The 14,363-nt window shown below is 63.4% G+C and carries 11 protein-coding genes and 1 other RNA gene; 7 read left to right on the forward strand and 5 right to left on the reverse strand.

Features of this window, described 5'->3' with window-relative positions; genetic code table 11:
• Nucleotides 1-76: 76 nt before the first annotated feature.
• Complete coding sequence (locus ACTJKL_RS01055; RefSeq protein WP_100671663.1) at nucleotides 77-385, reverse strand: DUF2853 family protein; 309 nt, start codon at nucleotides 383-385, stop codon at nucleotides 77-79.
• 149 nt (nucleotides 386-534) lie between these two features.
• On the opposite strand from ACTJKL_RS01055, the gene ssrA reads away from it, so the two are divergent.
• The 4 genes from ssrA (at nucleotide 535) to ACTJKL_RS01075 (ending at nucleotide 2,175) form a co-directional block, all read left to right on the forward strand.
• Nucleotides 535-894, forward strand: a transfer-messenger RNA (tmRNA) gene (gene ssrA / locus ACTJKL_RS01060).
• Between the two features lie 203 nt (nucleotides 895-1,097).
• On the forward strand, nucleotides 1,098-1,613 hold the full coding sequence (locus ACTJKL_RS01065) for an SspB family protein (protein WP_324761995.1): 516 nt from the start codon (nucleotides 1,098-1,100) through the stop codon (nucleotides 1,611-1,613).
• A gap of 21 nt (nucleotides 1,614-1,634) precedes the next feature.
• On the forward strand, nucleotides 1,635-1,850 hold the full coding sequence (locus tag ACTJKL_RS01070; protein WP_127711993.1) for a DUF4169 family protein: 216 nt from the start codon (nucleotides 1,635-1,637) through the stop codon (nucleotides 1,848-1,850).
• Between the two features lie 82 nt (nucleotides 1,851-1,932).
• Nucleotides 1,933-2,175: a ribbon-helix-helix domain-containing protein gene (locus ACTJKL_RS01075; protein ID WP_127711991.1), complete on the forward strand. Its 243-nt coding sequence runs from the start codon at nucleotides 1,933-1,935 to the stop codon at nucleotides 2,173-2,175.
• Between the two features lie 41 nt (nucleotides 2,176-2,216).
• Here ACTJKL_RS01075 and ACTJKL_RS01080 read toward each other — a convergent pair whose 3' ends face one another.
• Together ACTJKL_RS01080 and ACTJKL_RS01085 are read right to left on the reverse strand one after the other, a co-directional pair.
• Entirely contained in the window at nucleotides 2,217-5,987 is a 3,771-nt protein-coding gene (locus ACTJKL_RS01080) for an AsmA family protein (RefSeq protein ID WP_440851959.1), read from the reverse strand.
• Between the two features lie 64 nt (nucleotides 5,988-6,051).
• Nucleotides 6,052-7,458, reverse strand: coding sequence for an FAD-binding oxidoreductase (locus tag ACTJKL_RS01085; protein WP_440851960.1), 1,407 nt, complete (start codon nucleotides 7,456-7,458; stop codon nucleotides 6,052-6,054).
• Between the two features lie 453 nt (nucleotides 7,459-7,911).
• Here ACTJKL_RS01085 and ACTJKL_RS01090 point away from each other — a divergent pair, with 453 nt between their 5' ends.
• On the forward strand, nucleotides 7,912-8,346 hold the full coding sequence (locus ACTJKL_RS01090) for an anthrone oxygenase family protein (RefSeq protein ID WP_100671669.1): 435 nt from the start codon (nucleotides 7,912-7,914) through the stop codon (nucleotides 8,344-8,346).
• A gap of 54 nt (nucleotides 8,347-8,400) precedes the next feature.
• Here the strand turns inward: ACTJKL_RS01090 and ACTJKL_RS01095 are convergent, their stop codons facing one another.
• Nucleotides 8,401-11,535: an efflux RND transporter permease subunit gene (locus tag ACTJKL_RS01095; protein WP_338283916.1), complete on the reverse strand. Its 3,135-nt coding sequence runs from the start codon at nucleotides 11,533-11,535 to the stop codon at nucleotides 8,401-8,403.
• A complete protein-coding gene (locus ACTJKL_RS01100; RefSeq protein WP_100671671.1) occupies nucleotides 11,532-12,728 on the reverse strand; it encodes an efflux RND transporter periplasmic adaptor subunit in 1,197 nt (398 codons plus the stop codon). Before ACTJKL_RS01100 ends, ACTJKL_RS01095 begins: the two co-directional genes overlap by 4 nt.
• Nucleotides 12,729-13,049: 321 nt before the next feature.
• On the opposite strand from ACTJKL_RS01100, the gene ACTJKL_RS01105 reads away from it, so the two are divergent.
• Both ACTJKL_RS01105 and ACTJKL_RS01110 read left to right on the forward strand, forming a co-directional pair.
• Complete coding sequence (locus ACTJKL_RS01105) at nucleotides 13,050-13,871, forward strand: cyclase family protein (protein WP_324762000.1); 822 nt, start codon at nucleotides 13,050-13,052, stop codon at nucleotides 13,869-13,871.
• Nucleotides 13,872-13,887: 16 nt separating this feature from the next.
• Nucleotides 13,888-14,298, forward strand: a complete 411-nt coding sequence (locus tag ACTJKL_RS01110; RefSeq protein ID WP_018095422.1) for a carboxymuconolactone decarboxylase family protein — start codon at nucleotides 13,888-13,890, stop codon at nucleotides 14,296-14,298.
• The last annotated feature ends 65 nt before the right edge of the window (nucleotides 14,299-14,363 follow it).

Consider the following 14,363-nt stretch of genomic DNA (forward strand, 5'->3'; position numbering starts at 1 on the left):
CACGGCGCCGCCGGGGCAGCTCTGGCGCCCGGCCGGCTCGTCGCCGACCGGAAAGCGCTTTGCCGGCCAACCTGGATCAGAGCGTCTGGAGCTTGCCCAGATTCTTGGCGACCAGATAGTAGAAGGTCACACGCGACTTGCTGCGATCATCCGCCATCGCTTTGGCCGCCGCAGCAACAGCGGCATCTGCATCTGACCCACCGACGCCGAGTTTCTTCTCACACCATTTTTCCTTGACGCGTTCCAGTTCTTTTGGATCCGACGCCGAAACGAGGGCGGAATCCTTATTGCGAAGGGCGATACCGAGATGGCGCACGATCTTGTTGACAACTGCTTCGTCGGCGCTGCTGTCATACTTCTGCACGTCTGCAAGATAATCAGTCATGAAGCCTCCACTTTGCACTTGCTCTCAAAAGCTGCCGCCCTTCTCGCGAACCGCGTGCAGCAGGCGGAGTTTTTCACGCCGCTCGTGTAAGTCAAGCATTTCGTGCGGAGTTGGCGAGACCGACATAAATCCGTCATTTCCCTCGAGAAGCCCTTTTCTTGGCAGTCGGAAAGACCTATATGACGAGTGCCGTCTTCGGGCGGCTATGGCAATAAACGGGCGATGCAATAAACCCATTGGACCCGGGGGCGGTACCCGGCGCCTCCACCAAAAACCGGCCTGGTGCAGACCGGCTTTTGATGGGGGCGAAATAGGATCGACAAGGGCGTAAAGATCGGCTTTTTGCTCGGCATTGTACCACCGTTATCGGGCTAAACTTATAGTTGCAAACGACAACTATGCTGAAGCACGTCTCGCTGCCTAACGGCGGTGCGACACTTCAAATCAAGTCCTTCCGGGTAGCACCGTAAGGCGGGGTCCGAAGGCACCTGGCAACAGAAGCCTTCACCTTCTCCCCTGTCGTGAAATGGTCTATAGATGCCTCAATAATTGACTCGTCATAAACAGACGGGCAATGAAGGAGCAGGCCACGGCGCCGACATAGTCAAGGCGCAGGTTTGGCTGTAGCACCTTGAATCGCTGCATGATTTCCTGAATGGAGTTCCGGTTGCAGGAATCATGCATCAAGTGACTTGAAGAGAACGGGGACCAAATGGGCCAGGACCATATTCGCTACGACATTCTGGCGCAGGACGCGCTTCGCGGCGTCATTCGCAAGGTGTTGGCCGAAGTTTCCGCTACGGGCCACCTGCCCGGCGATCACCACTTCTTCATTACGTTCCTGACCGGTGCGCCCGGTGTCCGGATCTCGCAACATCTCAAGGCCAAATATCCGGAACAGATGACGATCGTCGTCCAGCACCAGTTCTGGGATCTGAAGGTTACCGAGACCGGCTTCGAAATCGGCCTTTCGTTCTCGGACACACCGGAAAAGCTTGTGATCCCGTACAATGCAATTCGCGGCTTCTACGATCCCTCGGTCAACTTCGAACTGGAGTTCGATGTGGCGGCCGGCGAGGAAGAAGAAACCGATTCGGCGGAAATAACCGCTTATCCGCTCGACGAAGCTGCCGAGGCCCCAACTGACGAAAGCACGGAAAAACCCGACGGCCCGAAGGGCGGCGGCGCTTCCGTCGTCTCGCTCGATTCCTTCCGCAAGAAAAACTGACGACGCGAGGAGGCGCGGACCATGGCCGGCGACGTGATCAATCTGCGTCAGTTCCGCAAACGCCAGGCTCGGACTGAAAAGGAAAAGCAGGCCGAGCAGAATCGCCTTACCTTCGGCCGCAGCAAGACCGAGAAGGCCCTGACCAAGGCCTTGAACGAAAAGGCCGCAAAGACGCTTGATCACGGCAGGCTCGAGCAAGCGGGCGGCGAGGCTTCAATCGACCGGAAGAAGCCGTGACGACCGCAGCCGCAAAAGCGATTCCCACTCAAGGACTTGCGGCAGCTTTCCGAATCCAATCGGCAGCTGCTTGAATCCGTTTATGAGCATGGGGAAGGTCGTCAAGCATTCGGCCACCTTGCACGGACACCGCACCAGCTTCACTCTCGAAGAACCCTTTTGGCTGGAATTGAAATCCATCGCCAAGGACCGCGACATGCCGCTCGCGCGGCTCATTGCCGAGATCGACGACGGCCGCGGCCAGGATGGAAATCTGTCGTCGGCCTTAAGGGTCTATGTGCTCGCCTGGGTGAAGGCACGCGAAGGGACGGTGCGCGAGGCATAGAGCCACCTCCGGGAACAATGCCGTTGCTCGCCGGTCGCCTGCTACTGCACGGTAATGTCGGGAAGCAAATCGAAATTCAGGCCCTGACCAGCCGGTGGTCCGGCATTTTGCCCGCCCGGGTTACCGGAAGGCGATGGCAACTGGCCGCCGCGCCGGGCATCCTGCGACGGAGCGACAGGCGTCTGCTGACGACCGATGCTGCGCGGCGGCAGCTGCCGCATTCTCAGCCGCTCCTCATCCTCCGCACGGCGTTCAGCGGCCGCCCGTGCTGCCGCCTCCGCCCGCATCCGCGCCGCTTCCGCCGCCGCTGCCTGACGGCGGCGCTCCTCGGCGATCGTCCGCAAGCGCTGCTGCTCACGCTCCGCCGCGCGCGCCCGGTAAAGCGCGACCTCGCGGCGCAAGCGTTGCTTTTCGAGCACATTCGCCTGTAGTGTCTCGACACGCCTGCGCTCGCGCTCGAAGGCTCTGAGCGACAGGAAGTTAGACAGCTCCGTGACATCGACCGTCACGCCGGGCGATGCAAGCAGCCCGGCATAGGAGAACCGGACGCGAGGCTCGGCTCCCGCAAGCGCCTCCTCGCCGGGACGGAAGGTCAGATCGATCGCCCCGCTCATTCGCCCTGCAGGCAAGTCGAAAGCAGCCTCCCCGCTGAAAGCAGCGTTGCCATCACCGGCGGTGACGTTCTGCGCCCTGACGGTTCCGCCTGCAATGCCGAAGGGCACCTTCACAGCGCCGACGACCGACTGGCCGGTGAAGAGCAGGTTCTCTGCAGCCTTGCGGATCGCATCGGGCGAGATATCGGTCTTCATTGCGTCCGCCGCCGCCATCAGTTGCGGCAGCGCCGCCGTATTGATGCCGTTGAGAGTAAGCCCGTTGAAGGTCGCCGTTCCAGATCCGCTGAGCGATTGCACCATTGCCTGCGGCGTTGCGCCGGCAGCCTCCATCGCCACGGCAAGGTCGAAGCGACCGGTCGCCACCGGGCCCGTCGGCCGCACCCAACCCGTTTCGGCAATGTCGGCACCTGTGAGATCGAACTTCGAGCGCAGGTAGCCGGAGCCGTTGGCATTGCCGATTTGCAGCCGCCCCGCGAGCTTGCCCCCCAGCCAGTCTCCCGTCGCATCGCTGAGTGCGAGTTCATCGCCCTTCCATTGCAGTTTCCCGGCAAAGCCGGTCACCGGACCGTAGACGCCCGGCCAGACGCGCTTCGCACTTACGTTGAGCGCCACATCGAGCCCGGTCCATGCCGGTTTTACGACCGGTGCCAGCGCCAGTCCCCCGGTGCTTGCGTCGTGAACCTGCCCCAGAATTCCTTCGCCGAGCCAGGCGAGATCGAGGGCATCGACCGAAAGCTCCCCTTGCGCCTTGCCGAGGACCTTGCGGTCGATCGAAAGCGCGCCGGCAAAGCCATTCTGGTCGGCTTTGCCCTCGATTGCGGTGACTGCGATTTTTTCGGCATCGGTCGCAAACTCAGCCGAGACCGTTACCGGCAAACCGCTGCCCATCTGCGGCAGCCCGATGCCTTGCAACAGCAGATAGGGCTCCAGGTCCTCGGATTTCAGGGTGAACTTCCCCTGCCCTTCGAGATAGTGCGCGCGCGCAAGATCGAAAACACCGTTCGCCGCAAGCGACGTCCGCTCCGTGGTGAAGGTCAGCGAACCATTTGCCTTCGAGCCCTCCGTGCTCTGCAGCTTTATGGCAAGAATGCCGTTCGCGTCCGCTTCGAAGGGCAGCGGGTCCAATCCGGCCTGCCCCAGGAGAACGGATGTCTGCGGATTCTCGAGCGTCGCCTCCAGCAGCATGCCCTGGCCGGCGAGCGCCTGGGCGACATCGGGCGCCTGATAGCTGGCGGCTATCTTGCCTCCATTGGCGGTCCCGATTACGCCGAAGGTGAAGGGTGCGTTACCCTCCTTGTTGCCGGCCGTCAGCGTTACGTCGAAAGCAGCGTCCGAGTAATAGGGTCCGGCCTTGATCAGCCGTGCCAGCGCCGGATGGGCCGTGCTATGCCGTCCGATCATTTCGAGGAAGGGCGTAAGCTCCTCCGCGGCGAGTTTCATCTTCGCCGACACGACCGGTTTTTCGAGCCCGCCGCTGATGCGGCCGGAAAACGCAAGCTGTGCGCCGGAAAGAGCGCCGATCGCCACGCGCTCCGCCTGGAGCTGGCCGTTCTTGAAGGTGAGTACCGCCTGAACGTCCTGCGCTTCCTCACCGAAGGCGGAGAATGTCTCGGCGGAAAGATCGGCGGCGATGGCGTGCTGCAGCAACGTCCCGGTGGAGGCGTCGCCCGCGACAAGACCGGCGAGGGCCTGAAGCGCCTCCATATCTATGCGGTTGCCTTTCAACTGCAGCGACAGCGCGGGCGGCTGCTCGGCGAAGGACTGGCGCTCGATCCTGCCGCGCAACGTGGCCGGACCTGCCGCCACTTCAAGGTTTTCGAATTGCTGCAGAGTGTCCGTCAGATTGACCGTCGCCGAAAACCCGGCCGTTTTCAGCGTGCGTATCGCCGGATCGACCGATCCCGCCAGCCAGTTCGCGAATCCCGACGGCTGGTTCGAAGCGATGACGAGGTCCCCGCGAAAGGAGCGCTGCTCCTTGAGGCTCAGCCGGCCCTTGGCTTCCAGTTGCGTGCGGCCGGGCAGGAGTGCGACCGCATTGTCGACGATCCAGCCGGCGCCGTCGGGCCGGACGTCAAGGCGAACGTCGCGCACCGTCGTGTCGCCGATCACGATCGCCGGAAGTTTCAGACTGGCGCGTCCCGGCACCTGCGGGATCGGGATATCGGCGGCGATCGCCAGCATTGCGTCGATCCGCTGGCGTAGCGAGACGGCCGGATCGCGCCCCGTCTTGCCGCTGCTGCCGGAATTGCCGATGCGGCTGACATCGATCTGCTGGCCGTCGGCGATCAGCAGGAACCGCTGGTCCTTGCCGGTGTCGAGCGTCGCCTCGCCGGTGACGATATAGGGATCGTCGGGCGGCCCTATTTCGAAATGGTATTCCGGTACGCGGATGCTTTCATTGGTAAGCTGGAACTCGCCGTTGATACGAAGAGCGCCGTCCGCCTTGACCTCGCTGGCGGGCCGGTTTTCCGTGAGCGTGAAGCGCCCGGCATAAACCGGTCTGAAATCGACGATCTTCAGATCGCCGTCGAGCTCCACGCCGAAGGGCCGTTCGTCCGGCACCAGCCGCGCCCGCAGGCTTAAGGCGCCTGTTTCGTCGACAGTGTTGCTCGTCAATGAGAAGCTTCCCGCCTCACCGTCGAGCGTCGCACGGCCTTCGACCCTCCAGGGCCCGGCGAGCGTGCGGGCGGAGAGGTCGGCGGAGAGCTCACTGACCCGGCGCGTGCGCCCCGTCTGCTCATCCACGAACTCGATCTCGCCGTCGGCGATCTCCACCCTCTCCAGGATGACCGTATTGGCGGGAATCGTGGCGCGCGACCCGCGTGCCCAATCCAGCGTGCCATCGGGCTGGAGCCGGAGCCGCGCCTTTGGCCGGTCGAGCCGCATGTCGAAAATCAGTGCCTCGCCGCTCAGGAAGGGCGCAAGCTCCGCGCTCATCGAAAACTGCGCGACCTGAATCAGCGGTGCGCCGCCGTCGCTCGCTCCGACGCGCACGTCGTTGAGCGTGACCGTGGGAAAGGGAATGAGACGCGCATCGACGCTGCCATGGACCACCACGGGCTTGCCCATGATGCGGCTTGCCTCCCGCTCGAAATCGGCACGGAAGCTGGTCCAGTCGATAAACAGGGGTGCGATCAGCGCGGCAAAGAGCGCGACGACCAACAGTCCTCCGAGGGTAACCAGAATTCGCGCCAGCACCGTGTCACATTCCCGTCAGTTCGTCCGTCCCTTGCATTGCGGCTTTGAGCCGGTTTTGCAAGTCTCAGGCAAAGATCTTGCCCGGATTGAAGATGTTGTCGGGATCGAGAGAGCGTTTGATCTGCCGCATCAGATCCAACGCATCGCCGAGTTCGGCCGCAAGAAACGGCATCTTGCCCTGCCCGATCCCATGTTCACCCGTACAGGTGCCGTCCATGGAGAGCGCCCGCCCGTTCAGCCGCTCGACGAAAGCCTCCGCCTGCGCCACGTCAGCCGCATCCGTGTCGTCGAAGAGCAGCCCCACATGAAAATTTCCATCGCCGGCGTGCCCGACGATCGGCGCGACCAAACCATGTGCAGCAATGTCCTCATGCGTCGCCGCGACGCAGTCGGCAAGACGCGAGATCGGCACGCAGACATCGGTGGAGAGAATGGCGCGCCCCGGCATGAGGCTCTTCTGCGCCCAGTAGGCGTTGTGCCGTGCCTTCCAGAGCCGTGCCCGCTCTTCCGGATTGGTCGTCCAGATGAAACCCGTAGAACCGAATTCCGACGCTATTTCGGCGAATTGACGGGACTGCAGCTCGACGCTCTCCCCGTTGCCGTGGAATTCGACGAAAAGGGTGGGCGTTTCCTGGTAGGTCAGGCCCGAATAGGCATTGCACGCCCTCATCTGCAACGCGTCCAGGAGTTCTATGCGCGCCACCGGGATGCCGGACTGGATCGTCAGGATCACGGCATTGCAGGCGTCGGCAATCGTCGGAAAAGGGCAGACGCCGCCGGAAATCACCTCCGGTGTGCCCTGCAGGCGAAGCGTGATCGAGGTGAGGATGCCGAGGGTGCCTTCCGCGCCGACGAAGAGGCGCGTCAGGTCATAGCCGGTCGACGACTTGCGCGCCCGATGCGCCGTCGTGATTTCGCGCCCGCCGGCGACGACGGCCGTGACGGCGAGCACGTTTTCCTTCATGGTACCGTAGCGCACCGCATTGGTGCCCGATGCACGCGTCGACGCCATGCCGCCGATCGAGGCGTTTGCGCCCGGATCGATCGGGAAGAAGAGACCGGTGTCGCGCAGGTAGCTGTTGAGCTCCTCCCGCGTCACGCCCGGCTCCACCGTGCAGTCCAGGTCGTCGGCATTGACCGCAAGCACGCGGTTCATCCGCATCATGTCGACCGAAATGCCGCCGTGGGGCGCGTTGACGTGACCTTCGAGCGAAGAGCCCGTTCCGAAGGGGATGAGCGGCACGCGGTGCTCACATGCGATCTCCACGACCTCGCGCACCTCGGCTGCACTTTCGGGGAAAACCACGGCATCGGGCAGCTGCGCGGGAATGTAGGTCGTCGTGTGGGCGTGCTGGGCCCGGATCGCTTCACCGGTCTGGAATCGATCGCCGAAGCGTGTGGCGAGGTGTGTTTTGGCCGCCGCGATACCGTTCTCGTTTCTCGCCCCTGCCCGGATTGCGTTCACCGCCACGAAAATTCTCCTTCTCATCTCCCGATGCGCCTTCGCGGCCCCGGAAGAGCGCTCTTTCGTCTTGAGCGCCCGCACAATCTATCCCCAATTCGCACTCGAATTAAGGGCACCCGGTCCGGCGCGACAAGGAAAATACGCGAGGGCTCACTCTCCCGTCTCCACTCTCGCAAATCCGTCGCGGGCGCTTTGGACGGCTTCGAAGATCGACACCGTCCTTGTCCGCACGCGCCCCAGCCACCCGGCCGACCGGAAGCGCTTACATTTCAATGGGCTACTGTGCAAATCGGAATCACTTTGTCCAGAAGTTCACCGGTTTGGAGCGGCATCGCGTCAAAAAATTACCGCCGGTGATACCGGCTTGTCACAAGTCCGGCCGACTGGAGGGCACCGCAGCGAATGCGCCTTTTGTTTGCAGGCCTATAGGGTATTATGTCCGGAAAGGGAGAACGTCGCATGTTCGGGCTGCTTGCTTTGATCACCGCGTCGATTTTCTTCGGCGCCGCCATTTACATCAATGTGGCTGAACAGCCTGCCAGACTGGCGCTGGACGGAGGTGCAGCGCTGCGGGAATGGGTACCCGCCTATCGGCGCGGCTTCGAGATGCAGGCTCCTCTCGCGATCGTTTCCTGCCTCCTCGGCGCTGTGGCATGGTGGCAGTCAGGCGATGCGCTCTGGGGCTTGGGAGCGGCCGTCATCATACTCAACTGGCCCTATACGCTTTTCGTCATCATGCCCGTCAACCAGCGCCTGGAGACGACCCGTCCGGATCAGGCGAATGCGGAAACCCGCGAACTGATCGAGCGCTGGGGCAGGCTCCATGCCGGCCGCAGCGCCCTCGGTGCGCTCGCTACCCTCATCTATCTCGCTGCCGCAGCAGGCGGCTTCTGACGATCCGCGGCAATTGCGCCGCGCCACCTGCCGCTGCCTCAGATTTCGACCATGTCAGATCTTGAGCACCTCGGCCGCCTTCATCTCCTCCAGCAGCTTCCGCTCCTCGTCGGCATGTGGCTTGGTAAAGCGGGCAATGACCAGATAGGCGACGGGCGTCAGATAGAGCGTCACGACCACCGCCAGGCCCAACCCACCCACGAGCACCCAGCCGAGGGCGATGCGTGCTTCGGCGCCGGCACCGCTTGCCAGAACCAGCGGTACCGCGCCCACGACGGTCGCGATCATTGTCATCATCACCGGCCTAAGACGGATATTGGCGGCATTCTCGATGGCGCTGCGGACGTCCTGCCCACGGTCGCGGAGCTGGTTGGCGAACTCGACGATCAGGATGCCGTTCTTGGCCATGATGCCGACCAGCATGACGAGCCCTATCTGACTGTAGATGTTGAGCGTGTTGCCGGTCACGATCATTGCGAAGACGGCGCAGGCGAGACCGAGCGGCACGGTCGACATGATGATGAGGCCGCTCACGAAGCTTTCGAATTGCGCCGCGAGCACCAGAAAGATGATGACGAGCGCGAAGCCGAAGGTAACGAACAGGCCGTTGGCGTTCTCGTCCAGCGTCGCGGCCTCGGCAAGCGGCATGATCCGCGATCCGGGCGGCAGAAGGGGTTCGGCGATCTCCTCGACCATCGACAGCGCCTCGCCGAGTGCGAGATCGGACTTCAGGCCGGCCGACAGCGAAACGGCGCGCAGTTGCGATTCGCGGGAAAGCTGCGGCGCCACTGCCTTCTCCTCGACCGTGGCGATGGACGACATCGGCACGATGCGGCCGTCCCCGGCCTTGACGAAGATGTTCTGCAGATCCGTCGGGTCGTTGAGCGGCTCGGTGGAAGAGAGCAGTTTGACCGGATAGGACTCTCCTTCCACGAAGATATCGACGACGCTGCTGCCGTCGAGCATCGCCTGCAGCGCCCAGGAGAGGCCACCTATGTCCACGCCGAGGTCGGAGGCGCGCTCCCGGTCGATCGTCACCGACAATTGCGCCTGGTTGGCCTCGTAGTTGAGCCTCACATTCTCGAAGCGGCCGGTATCCTCCATCGCCCTGACGAGCTTCGCCGCCGCGTCGCCCAGCTTCGTGTAATCATTGCCGACAAGCGCGACCTGCAGGCCGCTGCCGGCACCGCGGATACCGAGGCTGTTCGCCTGGATGGTGAAGGCGCGAACCGACGGGATCTTCGACGTCGCCCTGTTGATGTCGGCGACGATCTGGCCCTGCGTACGCTCGCGCGCTTCCCATGGGGCAAGCGTCAGGACCATGAAGCCGCTATTGGCCGAGCCGCCCTGACCGGAAATCGAGAACACATTGCTGATCTCGCCGGATTTGAGCAGCGGCTGCAGGCCCTCTTCGATGCGGCGCAGCTGTGCCTGCGTGTATTCCAGCGAGACGCCCTGCGGCGCGTTGACCCGCAGCATGACCTGCGAACGGTCCTCGTTCGGCGTCAGCTCCGACTTGAGCGTCAGAAAGCCCAAAGCGCCGACGGCGGTAAAGAAGGCGGCCACCGCGAAGACGATGAGCGGCGCATTGAGGCAGGCGCGAAGCGTCACGCGGTAGAAGGCGGAAGCGCGCCGGCCGAAGCGCTGCATCACCCCCTCATGCTCATGCGGCTCTTTCGTCAGCATGCGCGAGGCGAGCATCGGACAGAGCGTCAGCGAGACGAAGGACGACAGGAGGATCGAGAAGGCGAGCACGAAGCCGAATTCACGGAAGAGCCCGCCCGTCTGCCCCGGCAGGAAGGAGAGCGGAACGAACACGGCCGCCAGCGTAGCCGTGGTTGCGAGCACGGCGAAGAAGACCTCGAGCGTACCGTGGACGGCGGCGGCGCGCGGACCGAGGCCCTCGGCCCGGCGCCGCACGATATTTTCGAGCACCACGATCGCATCATCGACGACGAGCCCGGTCGCAAGCACGATCGCCAGAAGCGTCAGGATGTTGATCGAGAAGCCCGCAAGATAGATCGCGGCCACCGTTCCGATCAGCGCGATCGGCATGGTTATGGTCGGGATGAGCGTCGCGCGCCAGTCGAGCAGGAACAGGTAGATGACGAGGGTGACGATGAAAACGGCGACGAAGAGTGCGATCTCCACCTCATGGATGGCGCCGTTGATGAACACCGCATCGTCGCTGGTGATCTTGAGCTCGGTTCCGGGCGGCAGGATATCCGAGGAGATCGCGTCCACGACGCTGCGCACGCCCTCGGAAATATCGACCGTGTTCGACTGGGCCTGGCGGATGATGCCGAGGCCGATACCCTCGCGGCCGTTGGAGCGCAGCGCCGAAGTGCCCGTATCCGGGCCGAGGGTCACGGTCGCGACGTCGCGAAGCCGGACATTGTTGCCGAGCATCAGGTTTTCGAACTGCTCGGGCGTCTGGAGGTCGGCCGTCGCCCGAACGGAGATGTCCTGACTTGCGCTCGTCAGCGAGCCCGCCGGCACATCGTAGGAGGCGTCGGAAAGCGCCTCGCGAAGATTGGCCACGGTGACTCCGCGTCCGGCGAGCTTCGCCTGATTCAGGTCGATACGGAAAATCTTCTCCTGGTCGCCGTAGACGGTGACGTCGGCAACGCCTTCGACCGCGGCCAGCCGGTCGCTGATCTCGTTCTCGACGAGCAGCGTCATGTCGTCCATGCTCATCGTGTCGGAGGTCAATGCAAGGCGCATGATCGGCTGGCTGTCGGAATCCGCCTTCACGATGCGCGGCTCGTCGGCATCATCAGGCAATTGGCCGGTGATCCGGCCGAGCGCATCGCGAACGTCGTTGGCCGCCTGGCCGATATCGGTCGTGTCGGAGAATTCGAGCGTCACCCGGCTGCGCCCGAATGACGAGGAAGACGAAATGCCCTTGATGCCCTGCACGCGCGAGACGGCACCTTCGATGACCGAGGTCACTTCACGGTCGATCGTTTCCGGCGAGGCGCCGTCGAACTCGGTCGTGACCGAAACCACCGGCTGGTCGACCTGCGGCAGTTCGCGGATCTCGACGCCGTTCCAGGCGGCAAGACCGGCCACGACGATCAGCGTGTTGACGACCAGGGCGAAGATCGGCCGGCGGATGAAAAGCGCGGTGAAACCCGTCTTTCCGCCCTGCCCTCCGCCTGGTTGATGGCCTCCCATGCCGATATTCATTTCGCGTCTCCCGCGACCTTCTGCTCGGCCTCGGCCGCAGGCTCGCCGGCGATCCGCACCACGCCGCCGTCGCGAAGCCGCTGCACGCCCTCGGTCACGACGCGGTCGCCCTCGGCGAGGTCCGCATCGACAAGCACCCTGTCGGGATTGCGCTGGATGATCTTGATCGGCACGCGCTCGCTTTTGTCGCCTTTGACCCGCCAGATAAAGGAGCCTTCGGAGCTCCACTGGATCGCCAGCGGGTCGACGGTGGGATATCGGTCGCCGTCGAATGCCACGGTGACCGAAAAGGACATGCCGGCGCGCAGCATGTCATCCGGATTCTCGAGTCGCGCCCGGACCCGGAGCGTCCGGCTCTCCGGGTCGAGGCGGTTGTCTATCGCGTGAACGACGCCCTGAAGTGCACGACCTGGCTGCGCGATCGCGCTCGCGGTCACCGGCTGATCGACGGAGATCTTGCCTGCGAAGCGCTCGGGTACCCAGAAATCGACGAGGATCTGCGACCGGTCGTCCACGACGGCGATCGGCGTCGAGGTCGTGACGTAATCTCCTATATTGACGGTGATGATCCCGACCACCCCCTTGGAGGGCGCCACGATGTCGCGACGCTTCAGGTCGAGCTCGGCGGTTTTCAGCGCCAGTTCGGCTGCCTGCAGCGCGATTTCGGAGTCACGCACCTCGACGGCCGTCACTGCGCGCGCGGTGCTGAGATTGCGGTAGCGCTCGACCTTCTCCCGGGCACTGTCGCGGGTCAGCCGCGCCTGCTCGGCAGCGATCATCTGGTCGTCGCTGTCGAGGCGCGCGATAACCTGGCCTTCCGTGATCCTGTCGCCCGACTTCACCAGTATTTCCGTGAGATTTCCCGTTGCGGTCGGCGTCACCGTAACCGAGCGGATCGCTTCGCCGTTGCCGATCGCGTTCAGCCTGTCGTTGACGACGGCGCGCTCGGCAGGCTTAACGACGACCAGGGGGGCTTCCGCGAAGCCGCTGCGTCGACCCTGCCCGCGCTCGCCATTGCCCGAACCGCCCCCTGCCCCTTCGCCGTCCTTTGGTCCCGACAACGCATCGATCAACGGTTGCGAAACCCCGATCGCCGCCAAGGTCTCACCCGCGCCGGGCGCAAAGCGCACCCACGCGGCGCCCCCGACGGCGAGGACGACGACGCTGATCGCGAGCTGATTCCAAAAGCGCATTCATGTCTCCAAAAGAAAAGCTCTCCAAAAGAAAAAGCCCTCCAAAAGAAAAGGGCGCTCCAACGAGGCGCGCACCCGATGGAACGTTCCGATTTGGGCCGATTATCGTTGTTTGCAGACGTCCGGGCAATCTCGGAATGGCATCATTACGCAATTGTAACAAAAGCGATTTTGGTGGCGGCATGATGGCCCCTGCGCCCGTCCTGAACCGCACACGCAGGGCGGCGGGTCGGCGGCATGTTTACAGCTTGCGTGGCTCGGCTATTCTGTTCGTCGCCGGCGGCTGTTTCGGGCCGGCTCTCGACACGAAGGGAGACGGCAATGTGCGATGCATGCGTCATCGAATCGGTCAAGCAGCGGATGATGTCGCGGCGGAGTTTGCTCCGTGCGGCCGCGGTCGGTACGGCAGGCATTGCCGCCGCCGGCATGGGGATCGCACCTCCGGCGCTTGCCGCCGGCCACGGCAGCGTCACCGATCTCACCCATGAACTTCATGAGGAGTTTCCGACTTTCTTCGGTCAGCAGCAATTCTTCCGGGAGCAGAAGTTCAAATATGCCGAACACAAGTTCAACCTTTTCGAACTTCGGGTGAACGAGCACACCGGGACTCATGTCGATGCGCCGCTGCACTTCTCCGCCGACGGCCTTTCAGTCGCCGAGTTGCCCCTCGACAAGCTGCTCGTGCCGCTCTGCGTCGTCGACATCCGCGAGAAGGCGGCCGCCGATCCGGATGCGCAGCTGACGCCGGACGACATCAAGGCTTGGATTGCGGCCAATGGAGACATTCCCGAAAACGCCTGCGTCGCCATGCTGTCGGGCTGGTCGGATCATCTCGGTACCGACAAGTTCCGCAATGCAGACACGGCCGGTAAGATGCATTTCCCCGGCTTTCACGCGGAAGCAGCCAAGTTCCTGATCGAGGACACGAAGGCAGCCGGCATCGCCGTCGATACCCTCTCGCTCGATCACGGCATTTCGCCCGATTTCGCCACCCATCACGCCTGGCTGCCGGAAGGCCGCTGGGGCCTCGAGGCGGCCGCCAATCTCGACAAGGTGCCGGCCAAGGGCGCGACTCTGGTCCTCGGCGCACCAAAGCACCGTGGCGGCACCGGCGGCCCGGCCCGCGTCTTCGCCCTCGTTTGAAACGCATGGAGTAAGCATGAGCACTGTGGCGCCGCCATCCGGTCCCGAATCCGACCCACGCGTCAAGGCCGTCTTCGACGACATCCGGGCGACTCGGAAATCGGACTTCATCAACAATATGTGGCTCTGGCTCGCCTTCGACCCCGAACTGCTGGAGCGGACCTGGGCGGAGGTCAAGGCGGTAATGGCGACGCCTTCGGCGCTCGACCCGCTGGTGAAGGAAATGCTGTATATCGCGGTTTCCGTGAGCAATGGCTGCGGCTACTGCATTCATTCCCACACCGCCGCCGCAAGGACCAAGGGAATGACGGACGCCGAGCACGCGGATCTCCTGCGCGTCATTTCGCTCGCCGCCAAGACCAACCAGCTGGCGACGGCCCTGCAGGTCCCGGTCGATCCGGTGTTCGACGCGTCCGGCAAAACATAAACGGCGGCATGCCGACCTGAAAACATCAGTCTTTCCACAGGCATGCGCGAGCGGGCGAAGGTTCC

Source organism: Sinorhizobium sp. 22678, assembly GCF_052044265.1.
GTDB lineage: Bacteria > Pseudomonadota > Alphaproteobacteria > Rhizobiales > Rhizobiaceae > Sinorhizobium > Sinorhizobium meliloti_A.